This window comes from Nonomuraea sp. NPDC052634 (assembly GCF_040678535.1).
Taxonomy (GTDB): domain Bacteria; phylum Actinomycetota; class Actinomycetes; order Streptosporangiales; family Streptosporangiaceae; genus Nonomuraea; species Nonomuraea fastidiosa.
This window is the reverse complement of sequence record NZ_JBFATY010000012.1, coordinates 139035-164304: the sequence shown is the minus strand read 5'-3', so window position 1 is coordinate 164304 and position 25270 is coordinate 139035. Positions and strand designations below refer to the sequence as shown.

Annotated in this window: 36 protein-coding genes; 35 read left to right on the top strand and 1 reads right to left on the bottom strand. The window is 67.6% G+C overall.

Features of this window, described 5'->3' with window-relative positions:
* Positions 1–2: 2 nt before the first annotated feature.
* The 35 genes from fusA to truA all read left to right on the top strand — a co-directional run bounded on the left by fusA (position 3) and on the right by truA (position 22237).
* The gene (gene fusA, locus AB0K67_RS34920) at positions 3–2102 is read left to right on the top strand and encodes an elongation factor G (RefSeq protein ID WP_364068665.1); all 2100 of its coding nucleotides are present in this window, start codon (positions 3–5) and stop codon (positions 2100–2102) included.
* A 153-nt stretch (positions 2103–2255) separates the two neighbouring features.
* Positions 2256–3449, top strand: coding sequence for an elongation factor Tu (tuf, locus tag AB0K67_RS34915; protein ID WP_364068663.1), 1194 nt, complete (start codon positions 2256–2258; stop codon positions 3447–3449).
* A 300-nt stretch (positions 3450–3749) separates the two neighbouring features.
* Positions 3750–4058: a 30S ribosomal protein S10 gene (gene rpsJ / locus AB0K67_RS34910; RefSeq protein ID WP_012887830.1), complete on the top strand. Its 309-nt coding sequence runs from the start codon at positions 3750–3752 to the stop codon at positions 4056–4058.
* 14 nt (positions 4059–4072) lie between these two features.
* Positions 4073–4726, top strand: a complete 654-nt coding sequence (gene rplC, locus AB0K67_RS34905) for a 50S ribosomal protein L3 (protein ID WP_364068661.1) — start codon at positions 4073–4075, stop codon at positions 4724–4726.
* Positions 4723–5370, top strand: coding sequence for a 50S ribosomal protein L4 (rplD, locus tag AB0K67_RS34900; RefSeq protein ID WP_364068659.1), 648 nt, complete (start codon positions 4723–4725; stop codon positions 5368–5370). The genes rplC and rplD overlap by 4 nt, the downstream gene beginning before the upstream one ends.
* Positions 5370–5672 carry a 50S ribosomal protein L23 gene (gene rplW, locus AB0K67_RS34895; protein ID WP_364068657.1) on the top strand — a complete coding sequence of 101 codons (303 nt, stop codon included), beginning with the start codon at positions 5370–5372 and terminating at the stop codon, positions 5670–5672. The genes rplD and rplW overlap by 1 nt, the downstream gene beginning before the upstream one ends.
* Before the next feature lie 105 nt (positions 5673–5777).
* Positions 5778–6614 (top strand): 50S ribosomal protein L2, encoded by an 837-nt coding sequence (rplB, locus tag AB0K67_RS34890; protein ID WP_364068655.1) that lies wholly within the window; start codon positions 5778–5780, stop codon positions 6612–6614.
* Between the two features lie 11 nt (positions 6615–6625).
* Positions 6626–6904 (top strand): 30S ribosomal protein S19, encoded by a 279-nt coding sequence (rpsS, locus tag AB0K67_RS34885; protein ID WP_364068653.1) that lies wholly within the window; start codon positions 6626–6628, stop codon positions 6902–6904.
* Between the two features lie 24 nt (positions 6905–6928).
* Complete coding sequence (gene rplV / locus AB0K67_RS34880) at positions 6929–7282, top strand: 50S ribosomal protein L22 (RefSeq protein WP_364068651.1); 354 nt, start codon at positions 6929–6931, stop codon at positions 7280–7282.
* Positions 7282–8106 carry a 30S ribosomal protein S3 gene (gene rpsC, locus AB0K67_RS34875; RefSeq protein ID WP_364068649.1) on the top strand — a complete coding sequence of 275 codons (825 nt, stop codon included), beginning with the start codon at positions 7282–7284 and terminating at the stop codon, positions 8104–8106. Before rplV ends, rpsC begins: the two co-directional genes overlap by 1 nt.
* A gap of 2 nt (positions 8107–8108) precedes the next feature.
* Positions 8109–8528 (top strand): 50S ribosomal protein L16, encoded by a 420-nt coding sequence (rplP, locus tag AB0K67_RS34870; RefSeq protein WP_364068647.1) that lies wholly within the window; start codon positions 8109–8111, stop codon positions 8526–8528.
* Complete coding sequence (gene rpmC, locus AB0K67_RS34865) at positions 8528–8764, top strand: 50S ribosomal protein L29 (RefSeq protein WP_355425606.1); 237 nt, start codon at positions 8528–8530, stop codon at positions 8762–8764. Before rplP ends, rpmC begins: the two co-directional genes overlap by 1 nt.
* The gene (gene rpsQ / locus AB0K67_RS34860) at positions 8757–9053 is read left to right on the top strand and encodes a 30S ribosomal protein S17 (protein ID WP_364068644.1); all 297 of its coding nucleotides are present in this window, start codon (positions 8757–8759) and stop codon (positions 9051–9053) included. The genes rpmC and rpsQ overlap by 8 nt, the downstream gene beginning before the upstream one ends.
* 192 nt (positions 9054–9245) lie before the next feature.
* Positions 9246–9617, top strand: a complete 372-nt coding sequence (rplN, locus tag AB0K67_RS34855; RefSeq protein ID WP_364068642.1) for a 50S ribosomal protein L14 — start codon at positions 9246–9248, stop codon at positions 9615–9617.
* A complete protein-coding gene (gene rplX / locus AB0K67_RS34850; protein ID WP_364068640.1) occupies positions 9617–9919 on the top strand; it encodes a 50S ribosomal protein L24 in 303 nt (100 codons plus the stop codon). The genes rplN and rplX overlap by 1 nt, the downstream gene beginning before the upstream one ends.
* A complete protein-coding gene (gene rplE, locus AB0K67_RS34845) occupies positions 9919–10494 on the top strand; it encodes a 50S ribosomal protein L5 (RefSeq protein ID WP_364068638.1) in 576 nt (191 codons plus the stop codon). The genes rplX and rplE overlap by 1 nt, the downstream gene beginning before the upstream one ends.
* Positions 10495–10496: 2 nt before the next feature.
* Positions 10497–10682 carry a type Z 30S ribosomal protein S14 gene (locus AB0K67_RS34840; RefSeq protein ID WP_364068636.1) on the top strand — a complete coding sequence of 62 codons (186 nt, stop codon included), beginning with the start codon at positions 10497–10499 and terminating at the stop codon, positions 10680–10682.
* A 176-nt stretch (positions 10683–10858) separates the two neighbouring features.
* A complete protein-coding gene (gene rpsH / locus AB0K67_RS34835; protein WP_364068634.1) occupies positions 10859–11257 on the top strand; it encodes a 30S ribosomal protein S8 in 399 nt (132 codons plus the stop codon).
* Positions 11258–11273: 16 nt separating this feature from the next.
* Complete coding sequence (gene rplF / locus AB0K67_RS34830; protein WP_364068632.1) at positions 11274–11816, top strand: 50S ribosomal protein L6; 543 nt, start codon at positions 11274–11276, stop codon at positions 11814–11816.
* Positions 11817–11818: 2 nt separating this feature from the next.
* Complete coding sequence (gene rplR / locus AB0K67_RS34825) at positions 11819–12202, top strand: 50S ribosomal protein L18 (RefSeq protein ID WP_364068630.1); 384 nt, start codon at positions 11819–11821, stop codon at positions 12200–12202.
* Positions 12203–12251: 49 nt separating this feature from the next.
* Complete coding sequence (gene rpsE / locus AB0K67_RS34820; RefSeq protein WP_364068628.1) at positions 12252–12881, top strand: 30S ribosomal protein S5; 630 nt, start codon at positions 12252–12254, stop codon at positions 12879–12881.
* 2 nt (positions 12882–12883) lie between these two features.
* Positions 12884–13066, top strand: coding sequence for a 50S ribosomal protein L30 (gene rpmD, locus AB0K67_RS34815; RefSeq protein ID WP_080043226.1), 183 nt, complete (start codon positions 12884–12886; stop codon positions 13064–13066).
* 2 nt (positions 13067–13068) lie between these two features.
* On the top strand, positions 13069–13536 hold the full coding sequence (gene rplO, locus AB0K67_RS34810) for a 50S ribosomal protein L15 (protein WP_364068626.1): 468 nt from the start codon (positions 13069–13071) through the stop codon (positions 13534–13536).
* 171 nt (positions 13537–13707) lie between these two features.
* On the top strand, positions 13708–15012 hold the full coding sequence (gene secY / locus AB0K67_RS34805) for a preprotein translocase subunit SecY (protein ID WP_364068624.1): 1305 nt from the start codon (positions 13708–13710) through the stop codon (positions 15010–15012).
* On the top strand, positions 15012–15662 hold the full coding sequence (locus AB0K67_RS34800; RefSeq protein WP_364068622.1) for an adenylate kinase: 651 nt from the start codon (positions 15012–15014) through the stop codon (positions 15660–15662). Before secY ends, AB0K67_RS34800 begins: the two co-directional genes overlap by 1 nt.
* 112 nt (positions 15663–15774) lie before the next feature.
* Entirely contained in the window at positions 15775–16584 is an 810-nt protein-coding gene (map, locus tag AB0K67_RS34795; RefSeq protein ID WP_364068620.1) for a type I methionyl aminopeptidase, read from the top strand.
* An 18-nt stretch (positions 16585–16602) separates the two neighbouring features.
* On the top strand, positions 16603–17031 hold the full coding sequence (locus AB0K67_RS34790) for a DUF1707 domain-containing protein (RefSeq protein ID WP_364068618.1): 429 nt from the start codon (positions 16603–16605) through the stop codon (positions 17029–17031).
* 356 nt (positions 17032–17387) lie between these two features.
* Positions 17388–17609, top strand: coding sequence for a translation initiation factor IF-1 (gene infA / locus AB0K67_RS34785; RefSeq protein WP_012887858.1), 222 nt, complete (start codon positions 17388–17390; stop codon positions 17607–17609).
* A 24-nt stretch (positions 17610–17633) separates the two neighbouring features.
* A complete protein-coding gene (rpmJ, locus tag AB0K67_RS34780) occupies positions 17634–17747 on the top strand; it encodes a 50S ribosomal protein L36 (protein WP_003956441.1) in 114 nt (37 codons plus the stop codon).
* Between the two features lie 211 nt (positions 17748–17958).
* Positions 17959–18339: a 30S ribosomal protein S13 gene (gene rpsM, locus AB0K67_RS34775; protein ID WP_364068616.1), complete on the top strand. Its 381-nt coding sequence runs from the start codon at positions 17959–17961 to the stop codon at positions 18337–18339.
* A gap of 117 nt (positions 18340–18456) precedes the next feature.
* Positions 18457–18861, top strand: a complete 405-nt coding sequence (gene rpsK / locus AB0K67_RS34770; RefSeq protein ID WP_020542285.1) for a 30S ribosomal protein S11 — start codon at positions 18457–18459, stop codon at positions 18859–18861.
* Positions 18862–18884: 23 nt separating this feature from the next.
* Positions 18885–19511, top strand: a complete 627-nt coding sequence (rpsD, locus tag AB0K67_RS34765) for a 30S ribosomal protein S4 (protein ID WP_364068614.1) — start codon at positions 18885–18887, stop codon at positions 19509–19511.
* A 97-nt stretch (positions 19512–19608) separates the two neighbouring features.
* Positions 19609–20625 carry a DNA-directed RNA polymerase subunit alpha gene (locus AB0K67_RS34760; RefSeq protein WP_364068612.1) on the top strand — a complete coding sequence of 339 codons (1017 nt, stop codon included), beginning with the start codon at positions 19609–19611 and terminating at the stop codon, positions 20623–20625.
* Between the two features lie 95 nt (positions 20626–20720).
* Complete coding sequence (rplQ, locus tag AB0K67_RS34755; protein ID WP_364068610.1) at positions 20721–21284, top strand: 50S ribosomal protein L17; 564 nt, start codon at positions 20721–20723, stop codon at positions 21282–21284.
* Positions 21285–21376: 92 nt separating this feature from the next.
* Positions 21377–22237 (top strand): tRNA pseudouridine(38-40) synthase TruA, encoded by an 861-nt coding sequence (gene truA, locus AB0K67_RS34750; RefSeq protein ID WP_364068608.1) that lies wholly within the window; start codon positions 21377–21379, stop codon positions 22235–22237.
* Between the two features lie 447 nt (positions 22238–22684).
* Here truA and AB0K67_RS34745 read toward each other — a convergent pair whose 3' ends face one another.
* Complete coding sequence (locus AB0K67_RS34745; RefSeq protein WP_364068606.1) at positions 22685–25186, bottom strand: hypothetical protein; 2502 nt, start codon at positions 25184–25186, stop codon at positions 22685–22687.
* Positions 25187–25270 lie beyond the last annotated feature (84 nt).

Here is a 25270-nt window from a genome sequence, read left to right as displayed (position 1 = left end):
AAGTGGCCACCACGACCGCTCTTGACCTGGCCAAGGTCCGCAACATCGGGATCATGGCCCACATCGACGCGGGCAAGACCACCACGACCGAGCGCATCCTGTTCTACACCGGTATCAACTACAAGATCGGTGAGGTCCACGAGGGCGCTGCCACGATGGACTGGATGGAGCAGGAGCAGGAGCGCGGCATCACCATCACGTCTGCCGCGACGACGTGCGAGTGGCTCGGTCACACCATCAACATCATCGACACTCCTGGCCACGTCGACTTCACGATCGAGGTGGAGCGCTCGCTCCGCGTCCTCGACGGGGCCGTCGCCGTCTTCGACGGCGTCGCGGGTGTCGAGCCCCAGTCGGAAATGGTGTGGCGGCAGGCAGACCGCTACAACGTTCCGCGCATCTGCTTCGTTAACAAGATGGACCGCGTCGGCGCCGAGTTCCACCGCTGCGTCGACATGATGGTCAGCCGTCTTGGCGCCACGCCGGCCGTCATCCAGCTGCCGCTGGGTGTCGAGGCCGACTTCAAGGGCGTCATCGACCTGGTCAAGATGAAGGGTCTCGTTTGGAGCGCCGAGGCGGCGAAGGGCGAGATGTACGACGTCGTCGACGTCCCCGCCGACCACGCCGAGGCCGCCCGCGAGTGGCGCGACCGGCTCATCGAGACCGTCGCCGAGAACGACGACGAGCTGATGGAGCTCTACCTCGAGGGCACCGAGCCCACCGAGGACCAGCTCGTCGCCGCGCTGCGCCGCGCGACGCTGGCCGGCAAGGTCAACCCGGTGCTGTGCGGCACCGCGTTCAAGAACAAGGGCGTGCAGCCCCTGCTCGACGCGATCGTCGCCTACCTCCCGGCCCCGACCGACATCCCGTCCTTCAAGGGCCACGCGGTCGGCAACGAGGACAAGGTCGTCGAGCGCCACGCGGACGTGAACGAGCCGTTCTCCGCGCTGGCGTTCAAGATCGCAAGCGACCCGCACCTGGGCAAGATCACCTACATCCGCATCTACTCGGGCAAGCTCGAGGCCGGTTCACAGGTCATGAACTCTGTGAAGGGCAAGAAGGAGCGGATCGGCAAGATCTACCAGATGCACGCCAACAAGCGCGAGGAGCGCCCGTCGGCGATCGCCGGTCAGATCGTCGCGGTCATGGGTCTGAAGGACACCACGACCGGCGACACGCTGTGCGACCCGGCGAACCAGGTCGTGCTCGAGTCGATGACGTTCCCGGCTCCGGTCATCAACGTCGCCATCGAGCCCAAGACCAAGGGCGACCAGGAGAAGCTGTCCACCGCCATCCAGCGGCTGGCCGAGGAGGACCCGTCCTTCCAGGTCCGCCGTGACGAGGAGACCGGCCAGACGGTCATCTGGGGCATGGGCGAGCTTCACCTGGAGATCCTCGTCGACCGCATGCGCCGCGAGTTCAAGGTCGAGGCCAACGTCGGCCGCCCGCAGGTCGCCTACCGCGAGACCATCCGCCGCAAGGTGGAGAAGGTCGACTACACCCACAAGAAGCAGACCGGTGGTTCCGGTCAGTTCGCCCGGGTGATCATCGACCTGGAGCCGCTGGGCGAGGGCAACGACGGCTACGAGTTCGAGAACAAGGTCACCGGTGGCCGCGTCCCGAGGGAGTACATCCCGTCGGTCGACGCCGGCGCCCAGGAGGCCGCCGAGTTCGGCGTGCTGGCCGGTTACCCGATGGTCGGCGTCAAGGTGACGCTGGTCGACGGTCAGGCCCACGACGTCGACTCCTCGGAGATGGCGTTCAAGATCGCCGGTTCGATGGCCTTCAAGGAGGCCGCCCGTAAGGCCGAGCCGGTGCTCCTCGAGCCGATGATGGCCGTCGAGGTCACCACCCCCGAGGACTACATGGGTGATGTCATCGGTGACCTCAACGGTCGCCGGGGGCAGATCCAGGCGATGGACGAGCGGGCCGGCGCCCGTGTCGTCCAGGCGCTCGTGCCGCTGTCTGAGATGTTCGGCTACGTGGGCGACCTGCGTAGCAAGACGCAGGGGCGGGCGAGCTACAGCATGATATTCGACTCCTACGCTGAGGTGCCTCCGGGCATCGCCAAGGAGATCGTCGCGAAGGCCCGGGGCGAGTAAGTTCCGATCCGGCCGCGCGAGCGGGCGGACCGGGCGTACGTCCTGGTCCCTAGGTGCGGTGGTCACAACGGCCGCCGCACCGCCAAGGGGTTCGGATCACCCGGGCCCGAGTGTGTAGACGAAAGTCAGTCAGATTCTCTAAGGAGAGAACCAGTGGGCAAGGCCAAGTTCGAGCGGACTAAGCCGCACATGAACATCGGCACCATTGGGCACATCGACCACGGCAAGACCACGCTGACCGCGGCGATCACCAAGGTGCTCCACGACCGTTACCCTGACCTCAACGCCGCCACGCCGTTCGACAAGATCGACAAGGCGCCGGAGGAGAAGGCTCGCGGCATCACCATCTCCATCGCGCACGTCGAGTACCAGACCGAGAAGCGTCACTACGCGCACGTCGACTGCCCTGGTCACGCCGACTACGTGAAGAACATGATCACCGGTGCCGCCCAGATGGACGGCGCCATCCTCGTGGTCGCCGCCACCGACGGCCCGATGCCGCAGACGAAGGAGCACGTCCTCCTGGCCCGCCAGGTCGGCGTCCCCTACATCGTCGTGGCCCTCAACAAGGCCGACATGGTCGACGACGAGGAGATCCTGGAGCTCGTCGAGCTCGAGGTCCGTGAGCTCCTCACCGCGCAGGAGTTCCCCGGCGACGACGTGCCGGTCGTCCGCGTCTCCGCCCTCAAGGCCCTTGAGGGCGACGAGAAGTGGGCCGACAGCATCATCGAGCTCATGAACGCCGTGGACGAGAACGTCCCCGAGCCGCCGCGTGAGACGGACAAGCCGTTCCTCATGCCGGTTGAGGACGTCTTCTCCATCACCGGTCGCGGTACGGTCGTCACCGGCCGTATCGAGCGCGGTGTCGTCAAGGTCAACGAGCAGGTCGACATCATCGGCATCAAGCCGGAGAAGATCTCGACCACCGTCACCAGCATCGAGATGTTCAACAAGATGCTGGACGAGGGTCACGCCGGTGACAACGCCGCCCTGCTGCTGCGCGGTATCAAGCGCGACGAGGTCGAGCGCGGCCAGTGTGTCATCAAGCCGGGCACGACCACCCCGCACACCGAGTTCGAGGGCCAGGTCTACATCCTGTCCAAGGACGAGGGCGGCCGCCACACGCCGTTCTTCAACAACTACCGCCCGCAGTTCTACTTCCGTACGACGGACGTGACCGGCGTGGTGCACCTGCCCGAGGGCACCGAGATGGTCATGCCGGGCGACAACACCGAGATGCGCGTTGAGCTGATCCAGCCCATCGCCATGGAGGAAGGCCTGAAGTTCGCGATCCGCGAGGGTGGCCGCACCGTCGGCGCCGGTCGGGTCACGAAGATCATCAAGTAGCCAGACCGTCGGGGCGGCGGCCGGCCCCGGGCTCCGGGACCGGCCGCCGCACCACGTCCCAGCCGGAACCCGTACGCGAGAGCGGGCGGGAGCCGGCGCGGGAAGCCCCACGCGGGACACCGTGATCCAGCAGTCGCTTCGGCCGGTACCACGTGACCGAAGTCACTGCCGGATCACGGAAGAAAAAGGCAGATCGACTACGTCTGCCACGTGGGGTTACGCGGGCTTTTACCTGCAAGAACAGCGGCAACAGGCCGCACGATACTTTTTCAGACGACAGCGAAGGACACCGAGGCCACTATGGCGGGACAGAAGATCCGCATCCGGCTTAAGGCCTATGACCACGAGGTCATCGACAGCTCGGCCAAGAAGATCGTCGAGACGGTGACGCGGACTGGCGCGAAGGTCGCGGGCCCGGTGCCGCTGCCGACCGAGAAGAACGTGTACTGCGTCATCCGCTCGCCGCACAAGTACAAGGACAGCCGCGAGCACTTTGAGATGCGCACGCACAAGCGGCTGATTGACATCATCGACCCGACCCCCAAGACGGTCGACTCGCTCATGCGACTCGACCTTCCCGCGGGTGTCGACATCTCGATCAAGCTCTGAGGGAACGCACTGACATGGCTAAGACGATCAAGGGCGTCCTGGGCAAGAAGCTCGGCATGACCCAGGTCTTCGACGCGGACAACCGGATCGTCCCGGTGACCGTGGTCGAGGCCGGTCCGTGCGTGGTGACCCGCGTCCGTACCCCCGAGAAGGACGGCTACTCCGCCATCCAGCTCGGCTTCGGGCAGGTCGACCCCCGGAAGGTCAACAAGCCGCTCGGCGACTACCTGCGTAAGCACGACATCACCCCGCGCCGTTACTTCGCGGAGATCCGCACCGACGACGCGAGCGACTACACCCTGGGCCAGGAGCTGCTGGCCGACACTTTCGAGGCCGGCCAGTACGTCGACGTGACTGGCAAGAGCAAGGGCAAGGGCTTCGCCGGTGTCATGAAGCGGCATGGCTTCGGTGGTCTGGGCGCGTCGCACGGTACGCAGCGCAAGCACCGCTCGCCGGGTTCCATCGGTGGCTGCGCCACCCCGGGCCGCGTTTTCAAGGGTCTGCGCATGGCTGGTCGGATGGGTAACGTCCGCACCACCGTGCAGAGCCTGAAGGTTCACGCCGTCGACGTCGAGAAGAATCTGCTCCTGATCAAGGGTGCGATTCCCGGCGCCAACGGCAGCCTGGTCCTCGTTCGCACCGCTGCCAAGAAGGGGGCTTCCAAGTGAGCACCACTATTGACGTCCTCGACGCCAGCGGCTCGAAGACCGGCACCGTAGACCTGCCCGAAGACGTCTTCGGCGCCAAGGTCAACGTACCGCTGATCCACCAGGTGGTCACGGCCCAGCTCGCCGCTCGCCGGCAGGGCACCCACAAGGCCAAGACCCGTGGTGAGGTCTCCGGCGGCGGCAAGAAGCCGTACCGCCAGAAGGGCACCGGTCGCGCCCGGCAGGGCTCGACCCGCGCGCCGCAGTTCACCGGCGGTGGCACCGTCCACGGCCCCGTGCCGCGCGACTACTCGCAGCGCACGCCCAAGAAGATGAAGGCCGCCGCGCTGCGCGGCGCCCTGTCCGACCGGGCCAGCGGCGGTCGCGTCCACGTGGTGAAGTCCCTGGTCACGGGTGACACGCCCAAGACCAAGGCCGCGCTGGAGGCCCTGCGCAAGGTCACCAAGGCTCCGCGCGTCCTCGTCGTCGTCGACGCCGACGACGAGCTGACCTGGCTGAGCCTGCGCAACGCCCCGGAGGTCCACCTGCTGGACGCCGGGCAGCTCAACACCTACGACGTGCTCGTCCACGACGACGTGGTCTTCACCCAGGAGGCGTACGACCAGGTCGTGGCGCGGCTGAGTGGCGGGAAGGAAGACGCCTGATGGAGAAGATCGCCGACCCGCGCGACGTCATCATCAAGCCGGTCGTCTCTGAGAAGAGCTACGGCTTGATCGATGAGCACAACAAGTACACGTTCCTGGTGAAGAAGACCGCGAACAAGACCCAGGTCAAGATCGCCGTTGAGCAGATCTTCGGGGTCAAGGTCACCAGCGTGAACACCATCAACCGGCAGGGCAAGCGCAAGCGGACCCGTACCGGCTACGGCAAGCGTCCCGACACCAAGCGCGCGATCGTGAGCCTGGTGGAGGGCGATCGGATCGACATTTTCGGTCAGGTCGGCTAGCAGCCTGAGAAATGAGCGCGGACCGCAGGTCACGCGCGGGGTGAGACCGTCGCACTCCGGTGCGGCGGGCTCACCCATGTAACCGACGAAGGATGAACGAAAAAGATGGGCATCCGTAAGTACAAGCCGACGACCCCAGGTCGCCGCGGGGCCAGCGTCTCGGACTTCTCCGAGATCACCCGCAGCACGCCTGAGAAGTCGCTGCTTGCGCCCCTTCACAGCAAGGGCGGCCGCAACGTACACGGCCGAGTCACCGCGCGCCACCAGGGCGGCGGTCACAAGCGCGCCTACCGGATCATCGACTTCCGTAGGCACGACAAGGACGGCATCCCGGCCAAGGTCGCTCACATCGAGTACGACCCCAACCGCACCGCCAACATCGCTCTGCTGCACTACGCCGACGGCGAGAAGCGCTACATCATCGCGCCGACCGGCCTCAAGCAGGGCGACCGCATCGAGAACGGCCCCAGCGCCGACATCAAGACGGGCAACTGCCTGCCGCTGCGCAACATCCCGACCGGTACCTTCATCCACGCGGTGGAGCTCCGTCCGGGCGGCGGCGCGAAGCTCGGCCGCTCCGCGGGCGCTCAGATCCAGCTGCTCGCCAAGGAAGGCCAGTACGCCACCCTGCGTATGCCGTCCGGTGAGATGCGCATGGTCGACGTGCGCTGCCGGGCGACCGTGGGCCAGGTCGGCAACGCCGAGCAGGCCAACATCAACTGGGGCAAGGCCGGCCGTATGCGCTGGAAGGGCAAGCGCCCGACCGTTCGCGGTGTCGCGATGAACCCCGTCGACCACCCGCACGGTGGTGGTGAGGGCAAGACCTCCGGTGGTCGCCACCCGGTGAACCCGAAGGGCAAGCCCGAGGGCCGCACCCGCCAGGCCAACAAGGCCAGCGACCGGCTGATCATCCGTCGTCGGAGCAAGAGGAAGAAGCGGTAGGAGCAGCCGAGATGCCACGTAGCCTTAAGAAGGGTCCCTTCGTGGACGAACACCTTCAGAAGAAGGTGGACGCTCAGAACGAGAAGGGCACCAAGAACGTCATCAAGACGTGGTCGCGGCGCTCCATGATCGTTCCCGACATGATCGGGCACACGATCGCCGTGCACGACGGCCGCAAGCACGTCCCGGTGTTCATCACCGAGGCCATGATCGGCCACAAACTCGGAGAGTTCGCCCCGACGCGGACGTTCCGCAGCCACGTCAAGGAAGACCGCCGCAGCCGGCGGTAAGCGTCCCGGAAGTAGGAGAAAGCGATGGAAGCCAGGGCTCAGGCGCGGTTCGTCCGTGTCACGCCCCTCAAGGCCCGCCGTGTGGTGGACCTTATTCGCGGGCTGCCCGCTTCGGAGGCGCAGGCCGTGCTGCAGTTCGCTCCTCAGTCGGCGAGCGAGCCTGTCTACAAGGTGCTCAGCAGCGCCATGGCGAATGCGGAGCACAACTTCAATCTCGACCCCAGCACGCTCTACGTGAGCCGCGCGTGGGTCGACGAGGGCCCGACGCTGAAGCGGTTCCGCCCGCGTGCACAGGGTCGTGCCTATCGGATCAACAAGCGGACCAGCCACATCACTGTGATCGTGGAGTCCCGCGAGCCGAAGGGAAGGACCCGATAGTGGGCCAGAAGGTTAACCCGCACGGGTTCCGCCTCGGCATCACGACCGACTTCAAGAGCCGGTGGTACGCCGACAAGCTGTACAAGTCGTACGTCGCTGAGGATGTCGCCATCCGCCGCATGCTGCAGAAGGGCATGGAGCGGGCCGGCATCTCCAAGGTAGAGATCGAGCGCACCACGGACCGCGTGCAGGTGGACATCCACACCGCACGTCCCGGCATCGTGATCGGCCGGCGCGGCGCCGAGGCGGACCGCATCCGCGGAGACCTGGAGAAGCTGACCAAGAAGCAGGTCCAGCTCAACATCCTCGAGGTCAAGAACCCGGAGATCGACGCGCAGCTCGTCGCGCAGGGCGTCGCCGAGCAGCTGTCCAGCCGTGTCTCGTTCCGCCGCGCCATGCGCAAGGCGATGCAGTCGGCCATGAAGTCCGGCGCCAAGGGCATCCGTGTCCAGTGCTCCGGTCGTCTGGGCGGCGCCGAGATGTCGAGGTCGGAGTTCTACCGCGAGGGCCGCGTGCCGCTGCACACGCTCCGCGCGGACATCGACTACGGCTTCTACGAGGCCCGTACGACCTTCGGCCGCATCGGCGTGAAGGTCTGGATCTACAAGGGCGAGGCTCCGACCAGCCGCGCCGAGCGCGAGGCGGCCGCCGCCGGCGCTCGTGCCGGTCAGCGTCGCGAGCGTGACGACCGCCGTGGCGGTGGCGACCGTCCGCGCCGTGGCGGCGACCGCTCCCGTCGTAGCCGCGCCCCCCGTACCGAGGCGGCCGCCCAGGCCGCCCCCGAGACCGGCCCGGCTGCTCAGCCGGGTGCTGAAGGGAGCTGACCATGCTGATCCCGCGCAGGGTCAAGCACCGCAAGCAGCACCGGCCTAACCGCAGCGGAGTCGCCAAGGGCGGCACCAGGGTCGTGTTCGGCGAGTTCGGCATTCAGGCGGTGGAGCACTCCTACGTGACCAACCGCCAGATCGAGTCGGCCCGTATCGCCATGACCCGTCACATCCGCCGTGGCGGCAAGGTGTGGATCAACATCTTCCCCGACCGCCCGCTGACGAAGAAGCCGGCCGAGACCCGTATGGGTTCCGGTAAGGGTTCTCCGGAATGGTGGGTCGCCAACGTCAAGCCCGGCCGCGTGCTCTTCGAGCTGTCGGGCGTGGCGGAGCCGGTCGCGCGCGAGGCGCTTCAGCGTGCGATCCACAAGCTGCCAATGAAGTGCAAGATCGTTAAGCGTGAAGTGGGTGAGGCGTGATGGCTAAGGGCCTGACCGCCGGCGAGCTGCGGCTCGAGGACGAGGAGACCCTCGTCCAGAAGCTGAAGGAGGCGAAGGAGGAGCTGTTCAACCTCCGCTTCCAGGCGGCGACCGGTCAGTTGGAAAGCCATGGGCGGCTGCGCGCCGTCCGCCGCGAGATCGCCCGTATCTACACCGTGATGCGCGAGCGCGAGCTCGGCATCGTCACGGTCGAGAAGGAGTCGAGCGATGGCTGAGACCGAGACCACCACTGAGACCACCGAGGGCGCGCGCCAGCGGAACTTCCGCAAGGTCCGCGAGGGCCTCGTCGTCAGCGACAAGATGGACAAGACCGTCGTCGTCGCCGTCGAGGACCGCGTCAAGCACCGCCTCTACGGCAAGGTCATCCGCCGTACGACCAAGTACAAGGCGCACGACGAGCAGAACGCCTGCGGCGTCGGCGACCGCGTGCTGCTGATGGAGACCCGCCCCCTCTCCGCCACCAAGCGGTGGAGGGTCGTGGAGATCCTCGAGAAGGCCAAGTAAGGCTCTCTCCGATAGACCGCGCCTCGTGGGGGCTCTCAGAGCCCCCATGACGGCGTCCAAGGACGCGGGGTCACTCGACCCCGCGTCGCCTGCGGTGCGGTGCCCTGAGGGGCGCTGTGGCCGTGGGAACAAGACAACGACGGGTTCCGCCAGGCTCAGCGATGAGAACCGGCGCGACTAACAGGAGTAGACGTGATCCAGCAGGAGTCGCGGCTCAAGGTCGCCGACAACACGGGTGCCAAGGAGATCCTCTGCATCCGCGTTCTCGGCGGCTCGGGCCGACGCTACGCGGGTATCGGCGACGTCATCGTCGCCACAGTCAAGGACGCGCTGCCCGGCAGCACAGGCGTCAAGAAGGGCGACGTGGTCAAGGCCGTCGTCGTCCGCACGACCAAGGAGCGCCGCCGGCCCGACGGCTCCTACATCCGCTTCGACGAGAACGCCGCCGTCATCATCCGTGACAGCGGTGACCCTCGCGGCACTCGTATCTTCGGCCCGGTCGGCCGCGAGCTGCGTGACAAGAAGTTCATGCGCATCATCTCGCTCGCCCCGGAGGTGCTGTAATGCCGAAGCTCAAGGTGAAGAAGGGTGACCTGGTCCAGGTCATCGCCGGCAAGGACAAGGGTGCCAAGGGTCGGGTGATCGCCGCTCTTCCGCGCGAGGAGCGCGTGGTGGTCGAGGGCGTCAACCTGATCAAGAAGCACACCAAGGAGACCCACCAGGGCCCGCGTGGCGCCAAGCAGGGCGGCGTGCAGACCATGGAGGCTCCGATCCACGTGTCCAACGTGAAGAAGCTGAAGGACGACAAGCCCGCCGAGAAGAAGGCCGACGACAAGAAGGCCGATGAGACGGGTGAGGACAGCTGATGACTGCCACCACCACCGAGACCGAGCGCCCCACGCCGCGGCTCAAGACGAAGTACCGCGAAGAGATCGTTGACCAGCTCCGTGAGCAGTTCGGCATCAAGAACGTCATGGAGATCCCGGCGCTCACGAAGATCAAGGTCAACATGGGTGTCGGCGAGGCGGCTCGCGACTCCAAGCTGATCGAAGGCGCCGTCCGCGACCTCACCGCGATCACCGGCCAGAAGCCGGCCGTCGTGCGGGCCCGCAAGTCCATCGCGCAGTTCAAGCTGCGTGAGGGCATGCCGATCGGCGCGCACGTCACGCTGCGCGGCGACCGCATGTGGGAGTTCCTCGACCGGCTGCTGTCGCTGGCGCTCCCGCGCATCAGGGACTTCCGCGGCCTGTCGCCGAAGCAGTTCGACGGCAACGGCAACTACACCTTCGGTCTGACCGAGCAGGTCATGTTCCACGAGGTCGACCAGGACAAGGTGGACCGGCCGCGGGGCATGGACATCACGATCGTGACCACCGCGAAGAACGACGAACAGGGCCGGGCGCTGCTGAAGCTCCTCGGCTTCCCCTTCAAGGAGGCCTGATCATGGCGAAGAAGGCGTTGATCGCCAAGGCGGGGCGCAAGCAGAAGTTCCAGGTCCGTGCCTACACGCGTTGCTCGCGCTGCGGCCGGCCGCGCGCCGTCTACCGCAAGTTCGGGCTCTGCCGCGTGTGCTTCCGTGAGATGGCGCACCGGGGCGAGCTGCCCGGCATCACCAAGTCGAGCTGGTAGGTAACCTGAAGGGCGGCCTCGTGCCGCCCGTTCAGGCATTCATATTCCGGAAGAAGAGACAGGGCGTCCCGAAAGGGGCGTCCGCGACCACGCCGTAGGTCCACCGGCAGAGCAGGGAAGCCAAGCTCGTCCCTGACTTGGCCGACTGGAAACCCCGGCGAGGAAGGCCACTGGCCATGACGATGACCGACCCGATCGCAGACATGCTCACGCGTCTGCGCAACGCGAACGCGGCGTACCACGACAGCGTGTCGATGCCGTACTCGAAGATCAAGGCGCACATCGCCGAGATCCTCCAGCAGGAGGGCTACATCCAGTCTTGGAGCGTCGAGGACGCCAAGGTTGGCAAGAACCTCGTGGTGGAGCTCAAGTTCGGGCCCACCCGTGAGCGGTCGCTCTCGGGCCTGCGCCGGGTGTCGAAGCCCGGTCTGCGGGTTTATGCAAAGAAGGACAACCTGCCTCGAGTCCTGGGCGGGCTGGGCGTCGCGATCATCTCGACGTCCCACGGCCTCATGACGGACAAGCAGGCCAGCAAGCGTGGTGTGGGCGGGGAAGTCCTCGCCTACGTCTGGTAGAGGGGAGGAACACAGCATGTCGCGAATCGGACGGCTGCCCATCCCTGTGCCGAGTGGCGTAGACATCACGATCAACGGCCAGGAGGTCCAGGTCAAGGGGCCGAAGGGCACGCTCACCCACACGGTCGCCGAGCCCATCAAGGTCTCGCGCGACGAGGACGGCTCGATCGCCGTCACCCGTCCCAACGACGAGAACAAGGTCCGTGCGCTGCACGGTCTGTCCAGGACGCTGATCGCCAACATGGTGCAGGGCGTCACTCAGGGCTACTCCAAGAGCCTTGAGATCGTCGGCGTCGGTTACCGCGTCCAGGCCAAGGGCCCGACGCAGCTGGAGTTCTCGCTGGGCTTCAGCCACCCGGTCATCGTGGACGCCCCCGAGGGCGTCACCTTCCGCGTCGAGAAGCCGACCCTGTTCCACGTGGACGGCATCGACAAGCAGAAGGTCGGCGAGGTCGCCGCCAACATCCGCAAGTTGCGCAAGCCCGACCCGTACAAGGGCAAGGGCGTGCGTTACCAGGGCGAACAGATCCGCCGCAAGGTCGGAAAGGCTGGTAAGTAGGCATGGCTCCGAAGACTGCGTTCAGCAAGCACACGGCTGCCCGCACCGTCTCGCGGGCCCGCCGTCACCGCCGCGTCCGCAAGAAGGTCGTCGGCACGCCCGAGCGTCCGCGCCTGGTCGTCAACCGTTCGACCCGTCACATGTTCGTCCAGATCGTCGACGACACCGTCGGCCACACGCTGGTGAGCGCCTCCACCATGGACGCCTCGCTGCGCGCCCTTGAGGCGGACAAGACCGAGAAGGCCAAGAAGGTCGGCGAGCTCCTCGCTCAGCGGGCCAAGGAAGCCGGCATCACCAAGGTCGTGTTCGACCGCGGTGGCAACCGGTACGCGGGCCGGATCGCGGCGCTGGCTGACAGCGCGCGCGAGGGCGGGCTCGAATTCTAATGAGGGCCCGAGGATCGCAAATGATGGCAACTGAGAAGAGGAACCACTGATGGCTGCAGCTCCGCGTCGCGGTGGCGGCACCGGTGGCGAGCGGCGGGACCGTCGTGACGATCGCCGCGGTGGCGCCGCTGACAAGGGCGTCTCGTACATCGAGCGCGTAGTGAAGATCAACCGAGTGGCCAAGGTCGTGAAGGGTGGTCGGCGCTTCAGCTTCACCGCCCTCGTCGTCGTCGGCGACGGCAACGGCCTGGTCGGTGTCGGTTACGGCAAGGCCAAGGAAGTGCCCGCGGCCATCGCCAAGGGTGTCGAAGAGGCCAAGAAGCACTTCTTCAAGGTGCCTCGCATCCAGGGCACGATCCCGCACACCGTGCAGGGCGAGGAGGCGGCGGGCGTCGTGTTCCTGCGGCCCGCCTCGGCCGGTACCGGCGTCATCGCCGGTGGCCCGGTGCGCGCGGTGCTGGAGTGCGCCGGCATCCACGACGTTCTGTCCAAGTCGCTCGGCTCGGACAACCCGATCAACATCGTGCACGCCACCGTGGCGGCCCTCAAGGCGCTCTCGCGCCCCGAGGAGATCGCCGCCCGCCGTGGCCTGCCGATCGAGGACGTCGCCCCGGCGGCCATGCTCAAGGCTCGTGCCGAGGGCCTGGCCGAGGCCGCGGCGGCTAAGGCGGTGAGCTAGTCATGGCACGCCTGAAGATCACTCAGGTTCGCTCCAAGATCGGTGGCAAGCAGAACCAGCGTGACTCGCTGCGTTCGCTTGGCCTGAAGCGAATCGGCGACGTCGTCGTCAAGGAGGACCGGCCCGAGATTCGCGGGATGGTCTCCGTGGTGACGCACCTCGTCGAGGTGGAAGAGGTCGACTAGTCATGACTGAGAGCTCCAACAACGCGGCTCCGCTGAAGATCCACGACCTGCGTCCCGCCCCCGGCGCCAACAAGCCGAAGATCCGCAAGGGTCGCGGCGAGGCGTCGAAGGGCAAGACGGCCGGTCGCGGCACCAAGGGCAGCCGCGCCCGTACGACGGTCCCCCTCGGCTTCGAGGGTGGCCAGGTGCCGCTGCAGAGGCGTCTGCCGAAGCTCAAGGGCTTCTCCAACGCCCTGTTCAAGACGACCTACCAGGTCGTCAACCTCGACAGGATCGGCGAGCTGTTCCCCGAGGGTGGCGATGTCACCGTCGAGGCGCTGGTCGCCAAGGGTGCTGTCCGGAAGAACCAGCTCGTTAAGGTGCTCGGCTCCGGCGAGATCTCCGTCGCGGTGAACGTGCAGGCTCACGCCTTCTCGTCCAGCGCGAAGGAGAAGATCACCGCTGCCGGTGGTTCCGTTACCGAGCTGTAAAGACGCTATGACGAGGCGTGGGGGCTCTTACAATGGGCCCCCACGCCCGTAGTGCGTTAGAGTTCGCGAGACGGCAGGCTTCTGTCCGGCTCGTTTGACAATGAGACTTCAGATGGCAGATCCCCGCACCATCGCTTACTCACATCGCCGTATAGGCGCGCAGGAGGGACCGTGCTGACCGCGTTTACCCGGGCGTTCCGGACACCGGACCTGCGCAAGAAGTTGCTCTTCACCCTGGGCATCATCGCGCTATTCCGTCTCGGCTCGGTTCTTCCGACTCCGGGAGTCCACGTCCAGAACCTCGCCGCCTGTTTCGACCAGGCTCGCAGCGGCGAAACCGGCAATATCTACGGGATGGTCCAGCTCTTCAGCGGCGGCGCGCTGCTGAAACTTTCAGTGTTCGCGCTGGGCATCATGCCGTACATCACCGCGAGCATCATCCTGCAGCTGCTCGTGGTGGTCATCCCGCGCCTTGAGGCGCTGAAGAAGGAAGGCCAGGCCGGCCAGGCCAAGATCACGCAGTATACGCGTTATCTGACGATCGGCCTCGCCGTGCTGCAGTCGACGGCGTTCATCGCTCTTGCGCGTACGGGCCAGCTCTTCCCGAACTGCCAGCAGGACGTGCTGCTCGACCCGGACAACATCTTCGGCATCGTGACGATGGTGATCATCATGACCGCCGGTACTTCGGTGATCATGTGGCTCGGTGAGCTCATCACCGACCGGGGCGTCGGCAACGGCATGTCCATCCTGATCTTCACTCAGGTCATCGCGGTCTTCCCGTCCGAGCTGGCCAACATCTTCCAGGCGAACAAGTTCACCTTCGCGGTCGTCATGGTCGTCGGTGTGTTCATGATCGCCGCGGTCGTCTTCGTCGAGCAGGCGCAGCGCCGCATCCCGGTCCAGTACGCCAAGCGCATGGTGGGCCGCAGGATGTACGGCGGCACCTCGACCTACATCCCGCTGAAGGTCAACCAGGCCGGCATCATCCCGGTCATCTTCGCCTCGTCGCTGCTCTACCTGCCGCAGCTGCTCACGTCGCTCTTCTCGACCAGCGACAACGTGGTCATCACCTGGATCTCGCAGAACCTCGCCACGGGTGACACGCCGATCTACATGGCCACGTTCTTCGTGCTGATCATCTTCTTCACGTACTTCTACGTGTCGATTACCTTCAACCCCCCTGAAGTCGCCGACAACATGAAGAAGTACGGTGGATTCATTCCGGGCATCCGCCCCGGCCGTCCGACGGCTGAATACCTGAACTTCGTGCTCACCCGTCTGACCGCGCCAGGCGCGCTCTATCTGGGTCTGATCTCCATGGTCCCGATCGTCGCGCTGGCCGTGGCCGGTGCGAGCCAGAACTTCCCGTTCGGAGGGACGAGCATTCTGATCATGGTTGGTGTCGGCCTGGACACGGTGAAGCAGATCGAGAGCCAGCTCCAGCAGCGCAACTACGAAGGTTTCCTGCGGTAGTGCGTCTCGTTCTGGTCGGGCCCCCCGGAGCGGGCAAGGGGACGCAGGCCCAGTACATCGCATCGAACCTGTCCATCCCGAAGATCTCGACAGGTGACATCTTCCGTGCCAACGTGTCCGGCGGCACGGAGCTCGGCAAGCTGGCCAAGACGTACATGGACCGCGGTGACCTGGTGCCGGACGAGGTCACCATCGCCATGGTCCGTGACCGTCTGTCGCAGGACGACGCGCAGGACGGCTTCCTGCTCGACGGCTTCCCGCGGAATGTCGCACAGGCGGAGATCCTGCGCGACATGCTCAAGGAGTGGGGCCAGGAGCTGGACATCGTCCTGTCGCTGATCGTGGACGACGACGAGGTGGTGCGGCGGCTCGCCGGCCGGCGCACCTGCAGCCAGTGCGGCCGCATCTGGCACGTCGAGTTCGACGACAAGAAGGACGACAAGTGCGACGCGTGCGGGGGCGCGTTGTTCCAGCGTGACGACGACAAGGAGGAGACCGTCAGGCACCGCCTGGAGGTCTACCAGGAGCAGACGGCGCCGATCATCTCCTACTACGCCGACGAGGGCATCCTGGTCGGTGTGGACGCCACAGGGCCGGTCGAGGAGGTCACCCAGCGGGCCATGGACGCGATCCGGCCTTTCATGGGCTGAGCGCCGAGTACGACTGATTCGCGGAGGTGGCACGGGTTTCCGTGCCACCTCGCGGTTATTGTGGGGGAATTGGGCCCCCAGCGTGGCCCGTTGAGACCCCAGGGGGCAGAACATGTTCAAACGCAACAGGCACGGCATCCAGATCAAGACGCCGGAGCAGCTCGAGAAGATGCGGGCGGCCGGCCTCGTGGTCGGGCGTACGCTCGACCTGCTCAAGCGCACGGTGGAGCCCGGCATGACGCCGCTCGACCTCGACGTCATCGCCGAGAAGGCGATCAGGGAAGAGGGCGCGATCCCGTCCTTCAAGGGCTACCAGGGCTTCCCCGCGACGATCTGCGCGTCCGTGAACAACGAGGTCGTCCACGGCATCCCGACCAACGCCCGTAAGCTGCGCGAGGGCGACATCATCTCGATCGACTGCGGCGCGATCCTGGACGGCTGGCACGGCGACTCGGCCGTCACGGTGCCGATCGGCGAGGTGGACCCGAAGCTGACCGAGCTGATCCGGGTGACGGAGGAGGCCATGTGGCGCGGTATCGCCGCGCTGCGGCCGGGGCGCCACCTGTCGGACATCGGCTACGAGGTCGAGCGGTACGTCAAGTCTCAGGGCCGCTACGGCATCCCTCCGGAGTACGGCGGCCACGGCATCGGCACCGAGATGCACATGGACCCGTGGATCGCCAACCACGGCAAGCCGGGCCGCGGCCCGCTGCTGGAGGCCGGCATGTGCCTGGCCATCGAGCCCATGGTCAACCTCGGCACCGAGCGCACCCGCGTACTGGCCGACGACTGGACCGTGGTCACTGTGGACGGCAAGCATTCGGCGCACTTCGAGCACAGCGTGGCCGTGACACATAATGGACCTTGGGTGCTCACCGCCCTCGATGGGGGCAAAGAGCGCCTCGCTCATCTGCAGCCCTAGCCCCCTGGAGTTGGTGGGATGGCGAACAGCCCCGAGATGCGAGCCTCCGACGCCGATCGCGACCGCGTCGCCGCCATCCTCCGCGAGCACACCGCGCAGGGCCGCCTCACGATGGACGAGTTCAACGAGCGGCTGGAGCAGGTCTACAAGAGCAAGACGTACGGTGAACTGGCCAAGCTGACCTCCGACCTGCCGGATGTGGACCTGCGCAACCTGCCCGCCAAGGTGGCGAGCTCGGCGCCGGAGAAGAAGGGCATGCACTCCGGCATGGCGGCGGCCTGGAGCGCCTGGGCCGCGGCCAGCGGCATCAACTGGGTGATCTGGCTGATCGTGAGCATCACGTCGGGCGAGATGATCTATCCATGGCCGCTGTGGGTGATGGGGCCGTGGGGCGTCATCCTTCTGGTCAGCACGATCTTCGGCGGCAATCAGCCGAAGGAGTCATGAGGGCGGTCATCAAGGCCCCGCGGCCGCCCTTGCGTCGTACGGTCTGATGAGGACGCGCCCGGTCCGATGAGGACGCGCCCGGTCTGATGAGGTTGCGCCCGGCATCGTCGCGGCGGCCACTGCGTCGTACGGTCTGATGAGTTGCGGCGTAGGGTACACTTCTACATGGTTGTGTCAGGACACCTGGCACGCGTTTCGCGTTTTGGGCCCAGGTGTCGTACACTCCTTAGTCGGCTCACTATGACTTCTCACGCGTCGGCGGTCTTTGCCGGCCGTCGCTCTCTTCGAAGCGTGAAGGTCGCGGCTGCGTAGTGAACCGGAGCCTCAGACGACCGATCAGTGAAACGCGAGGAATTTTGGCCAAGAAAGACGGCGCCATCGAGATCGAGGGCACTGTGGTCGAATCGCTCCCGAACGCGATGTTCCGGGTGCAGCTCGACAACGGCCACAAAGTCCTTGCCCATATCAGCGGACGGATGCGGATGCACTACATCCGGATCCTTCCTGACGACCGGGTAGTCGTTGAGCTGAGCCCCTACGACCTGAGTCGCGGGCGGATCGTCTACCGATACAAGTAAGACGTCTGAGGAACACAAAGGACAATGAAGGTAAAGCCGAGCGTCAAGAAGATCTGCGACAAGTGCAAGGTGATCCGCCGGCACGGTCGCGTCATGGTGATCTGCGACAACCTGCGCCACAAGCAGCGCCAGGGCTAGTCGCCGCAAGGCTTCTCCGAGTCCGCCCCGCAAGGGAGCGGGCTCGACGCATGAGGAGCCTGAGTCAGTTAGCGCGTCTCACACCTGAGAAGGCGGCGTCAGCCGAACCACTCAGGAGACCCCCGGTCGGAGGCCGGGGCCCTCACCCCGGGCATTGGGGAGGGGTAGTGCGGCGCAAGACCTCCGCCACATAGAAGGAGAATGCCCGACCATGGCTCGCCTGGTTGGCGTCGACCTCCCCCGCGACAAGCGGCTGGAGATCGCTCTCACCTACATCTACGGAATCGGCCGCACCCGGGCTCAGGAGATCCTGAAGGCCACCGGCGTCAACGGCGACCTCCGCGTGCACCAGCTCACCGACAACGAGCTCGTCCCGATGCGTGACTACATCGAGGCGAACTTCAAGATCGAGGGTGACCTGCGCCGCGAGGTTCAGGCCGACATCCGTCGCAAGATCGAGATCGGTTGCTACCAGGGCATCCGGCACCGCAAGGGCCTGCCCGTGCACGGTCAGCGCACGCAGACCAACGCGCGTACCCGTAAGGGCAAGAAGAAGACCGTCGCCGGCAAGAAGAAGCCCGGTAAGAAGTAGTCCCGCATGGGGGTCGCCGACGCCCGGACCCGGTCGTTCACACGACCGGCGAGTGCCGGGCCGGCGCGATCGTCACACACAGCCGCGGACCGAAGACCTCAGGAGTAATGGCAAACAATGCCTCCTAAGAGCCGCCAGGGCGCGCCGAAGAAGGTGCGCCGCAAGGAGAAGAAGAACGTCGCTCACGGGCACGCCCACATCAAGAGCACGTTCAACAACACGATCGTCTCGATCACCGACCCGAACGGGAATGTGATCTCCTGGGCCAGCGCCGGCCACGTGGGTTTCAAGGGCTCCCGTAAGTCCACCCCGTTCGCCGCCCAGATGGCCGCCGAGAACGCCGCCCGCCGCGCCATGGAGCACGGCATGCGCAAGGTCGACGTCTTCGTCAAGGGTCCCGGCTCCGGCCGCGAGACCGCGATCCGCTCGCTGCAGGCCACCGGCCTGGAGGTGGGCTCGATCCAGGACGTCACCCCGGTTCCGCACAACGGTTGCCGGCCGCCGAAGCGCCGCCGCGTCTGACTTAGCCCAGGAGATACAGAGAAATGGCTCGTTACACGGGCGCCGACTGCAAGCTCTGCCGCCGGGAGAAGACCAAGCTCTTCCTCAAGGGCAGCAAGTGCGAGTCCGCCAAGTGCCCCATCGAGATCCGTCCTTACCCGCCGGGTGAGCACGGTCGCGGACGTCCCAAGGAGTCCGAGTACCAGCTTCAGCTTCGTGAGAAGCAGAAGACCCGCCGCATCTACGGCGTCCTCGAGAAGCAGTTCCACAACTACTACGAGGAGGCCGCGAGCCGGTCGGGCAAGTCGGGTGAGGTTCTGCTCCAGATCCTGGAGAGCCGCCTCGACAACGTCGTCTACCGCGCCGGGTTCGCGCAGTCGCGCGACGCCGCCCGCCAGCAGGTCCGTCACGGGCACTTCCTGGTGAACGGCAAGAAGGTCGACATCCCGTCCTACCGCGTTCGCGAGCACGACATCATCGAGGTCCGCGAGAGCAAGCGGAACCTGATGCCGTACGAGGTGGCCCGCGCCACCGCCGGCGAGCGCACCGTTCCCGCCTGGCTCGGTGTCGTGCCGGACAAGCTGCGCATCCTGGTCCACCAGCTTCCGGTACGCCAGCAGATCGACACGCAGGTGCAAGAGCAGCTCATCGTCGAGTACTACTCGAAGTGAGCCTCGGCCGGGGTGCGCACTGTCGCATCCCGGCTACGCTGTTCATCGGAGTGGCGTCATATAGCGGGCGTCACACGAAAAAGGGGAGAACCCGCTCATGCTGATCGCTCAGCGTCCGACTCTTCTGGAAGAGTCGATCGACGAGACCCGGTCCCGGTTCGTCATCGAGCCGCTGGAGCCCGGCTTCGGCTACACCATCGGAAACTCGCTGCGCCGCACGCTGCTGTCGTCCATCCCGGGCGCCGCCGTGACGAGCATCCGCATCGAGGGCGTGCTGCACGAGTTCTCGACCGTCCCCGGGGTCAAGGAAGACGTCACCGACATCATCCTCAACCTCAAGGAACTGGTCGTGTCCTCCGAGCACGACGAGCCGGTCGTGATGTACCTGCGCAAGCAGGGCCCGGGTGAGGTGACCGCGGCCGACATCGCGCCGCCCGCCGGCGTCGAGGTGCACAACCCCGAACTGCGCATCGCCACGCTCAACAGCAAGGCCAAGCTGGAGATGGAGCTGACCGTCGAGCGCGGTCGCGGCTACGTCTCCGCCGCCCAGAACAAGCAGCCGGGCCAGGAGATCGGCCGCATCCCGATCGACTCGATCTACTCCCCGGTCCTCAAGGTCACCTACAAGGTCGAGGCCACCCGAGTCGAGCAGCGTACCGACTTCGACCGTCTCATCCTCGACGTCGAGACCAAGCCCGCGATGAAGCCCCGCGACGCGGTGGCCTCCGCCGGCAAGACCCTCGTCGAGCTCTTCGGCCTGGCCCGCGAGCTCAACGTCGAGGCCGAGGGCATCGACATCGGCCCGTCGCCGACCGACGCGGCCCTGGCCGCCGACCTGGCGCTGCCGATCGAAGAGCTCAACCTCACCGTCCGCTCCTACAACTGCCTCAAGCGCGAGGGCATCCACACCGTGGGTGAGCTCGTCGCCCGCAGCGAGCAGGACCTGCTCGACATCCGTAACTTCGGCGCCAAGTCGATCGAAGAGGTCAAGCAGAAGCTGCACGAGATGTCGCTGGCGCTGAAGGACTCCCCGCCCGGGTTCGACCCGAGCGCGGTGGCCGGTGGCGGCTACGAGGACGACGACAGCGCGTACGTCGAGACCGAGCAGTACTGATTCCCAGTTAGCGCGGGCCCCCGATGGCGGGGGCCTGGCGGCCCGACTCCGGTACCTGGTACGGCCGGGGCGGGTGAACCTCAAGGAGAAATGACATGCCCAAGCCCACCAAGGGTGCACGTCTTGGCGGCAGCCCGGCGCACGAGCGGCTGATCCTGGCCAACCTGGCCACGGACCTGTTCCGCCACGGCAAGATCCGCACGACGGTCGCCAAGGCCAAGCGCCTGCGTCCGCTGGCCGAGCGCCTGATCACCAAGGCGAAGAAGGGCGACATCCACAACCGGCGTCAGGTCCTGACCGTCGTTCGGGACAAGGGCGTCGTGCACCACCTCTTCACCGAAATCGCGCCGACGTTCGCTGAGCGTCCCGGCGGCTACACCCGCATCACCAAGATCGGTGCGCGTAAGGGCGACAACGCCCCGATGGCGGTCATCGAGCTGGTGACCGAGCCGATGAACGCCGTCACCACCCGCCGCACCACCCCGGCCGCCGCTGCCGAGGCTCCCAAGGCCGAGGAGGCGAAGGCTGAGGAGACCAAGGCTGAGGCTCCGGCTGAGGAGAGCGCCGCCGAGGCCCCCAAGGCTGAGGAGGCCAAGGCTGAGGCTCCGGCTGAGGAGTCCGCTCCGGCCGAGGGCGAGGCGAAGAAGGACGAGGCCTGATCTATCAGGATTTCAGGCTTCTCAGGCTGAAGGAAGCGGGCCCGACCCCCTTTGCGGGGTTCGGGCCCGTTTTCGATTAAGGGAGGATCATCGTGGTACGGCTCCGCCTCGACCTCGCGTACGACGGGACCGACTTCTCGGGATGGGCCAGGCAGCCGGGACTGCGTACCGTCCAGGGGGAGATCGAGCAGGCGCTCGGGCGGATCCTGCGCCTCGATGCGCCGGCCATGCTGACCGTGGCCGGGCGTACCGACGCGGGGGTGCACGCGCGCGGCCAGGTCGCGCACGTGGACGTGCCCGAGGCGGCGCTGAAGGAGCTCGACGGGAACCGGGGGCCGCTGAGCGTCGATGAGCGGCTCTCTGTGCTCGTGCGGCGGCTCGGTGGTGTCCTGGACCCAGATGTACGGATTTATCGGGTCTCCGTGGCTCCTGAGGGCTTTGACGCCCGATTCTCGGCGCTCTTCCGGCGGTACGCGTACCGCGTGGGCGACGCGCCCGGCGGCGTGGACCCGCTGCGGCGGCGCGAGGTCGTCTGGCACAACCGGCCTCTCGACATCGACGCGCTCAACGCCGCCGCCCAGCGGCTGCTCGGCGAGCACGACTTCGCCGCCTTCTGCAAGAAGCGCGAAGGCGCCACCACGATCAGGGAGCTGCAGCGGCTCGACTGGACGCGCGAGCCGGACGGCGTGCTGGTCGCCACCGTCGTCGCCGATGCGTTCTGCCACTCGATGGTGCGGGCGCTCGTGGGGTCGCTGCTCGCCGTGGGGGACGGGCGGCGGCCCGTCGAGTGGCCGGGCGAGGTGCTGCGGCGGGGGGTGCGGGACTCCGGAGTGCATGTGGCCCCCGCACACGGGCTGTGCCTGGAGGAGGTCCGGTACCCGGACGATGCCGAGCTCGCCGCTCGGGCCGCTGCTACGCGGCGGGTTCGCACAGTGGCGGCGGACGCCGGCTGAGGCCGGGGCCGGGCGCGCGCGCCTGAGGTTGCCGGGTCGCGCATCGTCGCCTCTGTGGTCGCACGGGCGAGATGGGAACCGGGCGCGTCACGCGTCGTCGCCCTCGGGCTGAGCCGGTGAGACAGGGCGCTTGCCGCTCGTCGTGCCGGGCTCGTGCCGGGCTCGTGCCGGGCTCGTGCCGGGCTCGTGGCGGGCGGGTGCGCGCACCGGGCGTCGGGCTGTTGCGGGGTGGCGCGGCGGTGCGTGGTCGCCCGGCTCGGTCGGCCTGCACGTGGTACGCGCCGGCGGCGTGGGGGGAAGGCGGGGCAGGGGGAAGGCGCTGCGAGGTGCACGGCCTCACAGCCCGGTCGGGGTTGGAGGTGCACGGCCTCACACCCCGGTCGGGGTTGGGTGCCTTAGCGCCCCAGTGGGGGTGAGGTGCGCGGCCGAGGGGCGGCCGCGCTTGCCTCAGTTCCTGCCGGCGCGGCGTTCGAGGACGTCCGAGGTCAGGTCGCGGAACGCGGCGCTGACCTTCGGCAGCGTCTTCTCATCGGCCTTCGGCGTGTGGCCGTCGGCGTGGGTCGCGTAGCTGAAGACGATGTAGCGGCCCCACACCAGGCCGGCCGCGTAGCCGCCCGCGATGTGGACGCGTTCGCCGCCCGAGCCGTCCGGGCCGGGCAGCGGCCGGAACCAGACGTTGTGCGACAGGTCCTTCGCCTGGTCCACGGCGGCCGCGGCGTCCTTGTCGGGCAGCACGGCGATGCCCGTGGTGACCGCGTAGCGGCGCTTGCCGTCGACGTACGTCGCCCGCAGCACCCGGCTGCACTTCTGCTCCTTCAGCGCGTCGGCGAACGCGCCCGTCGCGGCCTTGTCGCAGGTCGTCTCCATGCCGGCCTTGACGCGCGTGAACGTCGTGCCCGCCGCGCTGACCTTCTTCTTCGGGAACGCCTCCGTCAGGGACAGCTTCTGCGGGTCGGTCTCCTCCGAGTCGAGTACGGACGTGGCCGTCGGGCTCTCGGGCGGCGGCGCGGTGGTCGCCTGGACCGTGGGCGGCGGCGCGGACGCCCGGGTGGCCGCCGTCGTCGGGGCCGGCGAGGTCACCGTCTGGTACGCGAAGAAACCACCCGTCGCCACGCCCGCCAGGGCCAGCGCGCCCAGCGTCACCAGCAGGGCCCGCTTGCTCTTGGCCGGTGGCGGAGGCGGCGGTGGCGTCTGGAACGGCGGCTGCTTGAACGCGCCCGGCGGGAAGGCCGGGCTGCCCTGCCTCTGGGCGGGGACGTTGAAGGCCGACGTCGGCTTCTGGCCCCACGTTTCCCTGGGGAACGGAAGTTCGGGCAGCTTGTCACCGGCCGCCGCAGCCGGAGCCTGGGTCGGCGGCCAGACGGGGACGTCGCCGGGCTCGGCGGGACGGGCGCCTTCCTGGCCGTGGGGCGGCGGCGTGGCCGTCCCGCCCGCTCCGGGCGCACCTTGCCGGCCAGGCGCAGTGCCGGGCGCGCCGGGTGCGGTGCCGGGTCCGCCTTGTCCAGCGCCAGGCTTGCCGGGCCCAGCACTCGGCGTGCCGGCGGCGCTTCCGTGCTCGCCTGAGCCGGTGCCAGGCCCACTGGGCACAGCGCCGGCCTCGGCGGACTCGGTCCCCGGCTCGCCGGAGCCCGCAACGGGTGCGCCTGGCCCGCCGGAGCCCGCAACGGGCGCGCCTGGCCCGCCGGAGCCCGCAACGGGTGCGCCTGGCTCGCCGGGGGCTGCTTCGGGGGCGCCGGGTCCGGTGCTCGGGGTGCCGGGGCCGGTGGCGGGCTTGTCGGCTCCTGTTCCAGCGGCCTCTGAGCCGGCGGCTCCTGTTCCAGCGGCTCCCGTTGCAGCGGCTCCTGCGCCAGCCTCGCCGCCCGCTGCCGCAGCAGCAGCCGTCGGCTTGGCGGGCGCGGTTCCGGGCTCGCCTTGGCCGGCGGAGCCGGGCCGGGCGTTCGGTGCGGCGGAAGCGGACCCTGCGGCCGGGGCCTGCTCCGCGTTGTGCGGGGTGGTGGTGTGGCCCTGGCCCTGGCCCTGGCCCTGGCTCTGGTTCTGGTTCTGCAGGTTGGCGACGCGCTGGGTGCTGTTCGGGTCCGCGGCCGGATCCGCCTGCACCGCAGAAATCGCCTGGGCGTCCCCCTGGGTGCCGGAGGGCGCGTGGGAGTCGCCTTGCGTGCCTGGGGTTGCGGGGGCGTGGGCCTGCGCGCCATGGGTCGCGTGGGAGTCGCCTTGCGCTCCGGGCGTTGCGGGGGCGTCCCCAGGGGCTGCTTGCGTGTCCCCGTGCGTGGCGGCGTTCGGGCGGGGGTGGGCGGCCGTGGGCTGGTCCGTGGTGTCCCCGGACGGGACCTGCTCCCCGCTGTCATGAGGCCGCGAGGCGTTGTCGGCAGGGCGCGTGGCGGCCTTGCGCGGGTGGACGGCCGTCGTCGAGGACTCGTCGCTCTCGTGAGCGGTCGTCGCGTCCGCGTTTGCGGCGTTCTGCGCTGTTGCGTCCGGGTGGCCGGTGCTCGCGGCGGTGGCCGTCTTGCGCGGCGGCTCGTTGGACGACAGGGACGGCGGCGAGACGGGCGCCGGTGCGTCGCCCGCGCGCGCCTGTTCGGCACCCTCGCGTTGCGCCATGTAGTCGGCCGCCGGGATGCCTTCAGGGTCGGTCGCGTACACGTCGGGGTCGGTCGCGTCGGCGGCGGCGTCCGGTGCGTTCGGGCTGGTGCCCGGGCCTGCCGCGTTCGGGTCCGTGGTGTCGGCGCGCACGCTTGCGCCGATGACGTTCGGGTCGGTGGCGGTCGCGTCCGCGCCCGTTCCGCCGTGGGGGTCCGTCGTGATGGCGTCAGGCTGGTAGTCGGTGTCGCCTGCGGCCACCTGGTTCAGGACGAACGGGGTGGGGTTCGGGTTGAAGGGCGGCGGCATGAACGGCTCGTCCGCGTCGGGCACGGCCTCCAGCTCGCCTGTGGCGGCCGGCCACGGGGGCATGGCGTGTGAGTCGGACTGCGGTGCGGGCCATGCGGGCATGCCGGCCGCTGCCGCCGTGAACGCCGGTGGCGGCTCCCACGGCGG

Bases quoted from the DNA above. Each gene is read 5' to 3' on its own strand.
- rpsJ (WP_012887830.1), top strand. From the start codon at position 3,750: ATGGCGGGACAGAAGATCCGCATCCGGCTTAAGGCCTATGACCACGAG.
- rplC (WP_364068661.1), top strand. From the start codon at position 4,073: ATGGCTAAGACGATCAAGGGCGTCCTGGGCAAGAAGCTCGGCATGACC.
- rplW (WP_364068657.1), top strand. From the start codon at position 5,370: ATGGAGAAGATCGCCGACCCGCGCGACGTCATCATCAAGCCGGTCGTC.
- rplB (WP_364068655.1), top strand. From the start codon at position 5,778: ATGGGCATCCGTAAGTACAAGCCGACGACCCCAGGTCGCCGCGGGGCC.
- rpsS (WP_364068653.1), top strand. From the start codon at position 6,626: ATGCCACGTAGCCTTAAGAAGGGTCCCTTCGTGGACGAACACCTTCAG.
- rplV (WP_364068651.1), top strand. From the start codon at position 6,929: ATGGAAGCCAGGGCTCAGGCGCGGTTCGTCCGTGTCACGCCCCTCAAG.
- rplP (WP_364068647.1), top strand. From the start codon at position 8,109: ATGCTGATCCCGCGCAGGGTCAAGCACCGCAAGCAGCACCGGCCTAAC.
- rpmC (WP_355425606.1), top strand. From the start codon at position 8,528: ATGGCTAAGGGCCTGACCGCCGGCGAGCTGCGGCTCGAGGACGAGGAG.
- rpsQ (WP_364068644.1), top strand. From the start codon at position 8,757: ATGGCTGAGACCGAGACCACCACTGAGACCACCGAGGGCGCGCGCCAG.
- rplX (WP_364068640.1), top strand. From the start codon at position 9,617: ATGCCGAAGCTCAAGGTGAAGAAGGGTGACCTGGTCCAGGTCATCGCC.
- rplE (WP_364068638.1), top strand. From the start codon at position 9,919: ATGACTGCCACCACCACCGAGACCGAGCGCCCCACGCCGCGGCTCAAG.
- AB0K67_RS34840 (WP_364068636.1), top strand. From the start codon at position 10,497: ATGGCGAAGAAGGCGTTGATCGCCAAGGCGGGGCGCAAGCAGAAGTTC.
- rpsH (WP_364068634.1), top strand. From the start codon at position 10,859: ATGACGATGACCGACCCGATCGCAGACATGCTCACGCGTCTGCGCAAC.
- rplF (WP_364068632.1), top strand. From the start codon at position 11,274: ATGTCGCGAATCGGACGGCTGCCCATCCCTGTGCCGAGTGGCGTAGAC.
- rplR (WP_364068630.1), top strand. From the start codon at position 11,819: ATGGCTCCGAAGACTGCGTTCAGCAAGCACACGGCTGCCCGCACCGTC.
- rpsE (WP_364068628.1), top strand. From the start codon at position 12,252: ATGGCTGCAGCTCCGCGTCGCGGTGGCGGCACCGGTGGCGAGCGGCGG.
- rpmD (WP_080043226.1), top strand. From the start codon at position 12,884: ATGGCACGCCTGAAGATCACTCAGGTTCGCTCCAAGATCGGTGGCAAG.
- rplO (WP_364068626.1), top strand. From the start codon at position 13,069: ATGACTGAGAGCTCCAACAACGCGGCTCCGCTGAAGATCCACGACCTG.
- map (WP_364068620.1), top strand. From the start codon at position 15,775: ATGTTCAAACGCAACAGGCACGGCATCCAGATCAAGACGCCGGAGCAG.
- AB0K67_RS34790 (WP_364068618.1), top strand. From the start codon at position 16,603: ATGGCGAACAGCCCCGAGATGCGAGCCTCCGACGCCGATCGCGACCGC.
- rpmJ (WP_003956441.1), top strand. From the start codon at position 17,634: ATGAAGGTAAAGCCGAGCGTCAAGAAGATCTGCGACAAGTGCAAGGTG.
- rpsM (WP_364068616.1), top strand. From the start codon at position 17,959: ATGGCTCGCCTGGTTGGCGTCGACCTCCCCCGCGACAAGCGGCTGGAG.
- rpsK (WP_020542285.1), top strand. From the start codon at position 18,457: ATGCCTCCTAAGAGCCGCCAGGGCGCGCCGAAGAAGGTGCGCCGCAAG.
- rpsD (WP_364068614.1), top strand. From the start codon at position 18,885: ATGGCTCGTTACACGGGCGCCGACTGCAAGCTCTGCCGCCGGGAGAAG.
- AB0K67_RS34760 (WP_364068612.1), top strand. From the start codon at position 19,609: ATGCTGATCGCTCAGCGTCCGACTCTTCTGGAAGAGTCGATCGACGAG.
- rplQ (WP_364068610.1), top strand. From the start codon at position 20,721: ATGCCCAAGCCCACCAAGGGTGCACGTCTTGGCGGCAGCCCGGCGCAC.
- AB0K67_RS34745 (WP_364068606.1), bottom strand. From the start codon at position 25,186: ATGCCCCCGTGGCCGGCCGCCACAGGCGAGCTGGAGGCCGTGCCCGAC.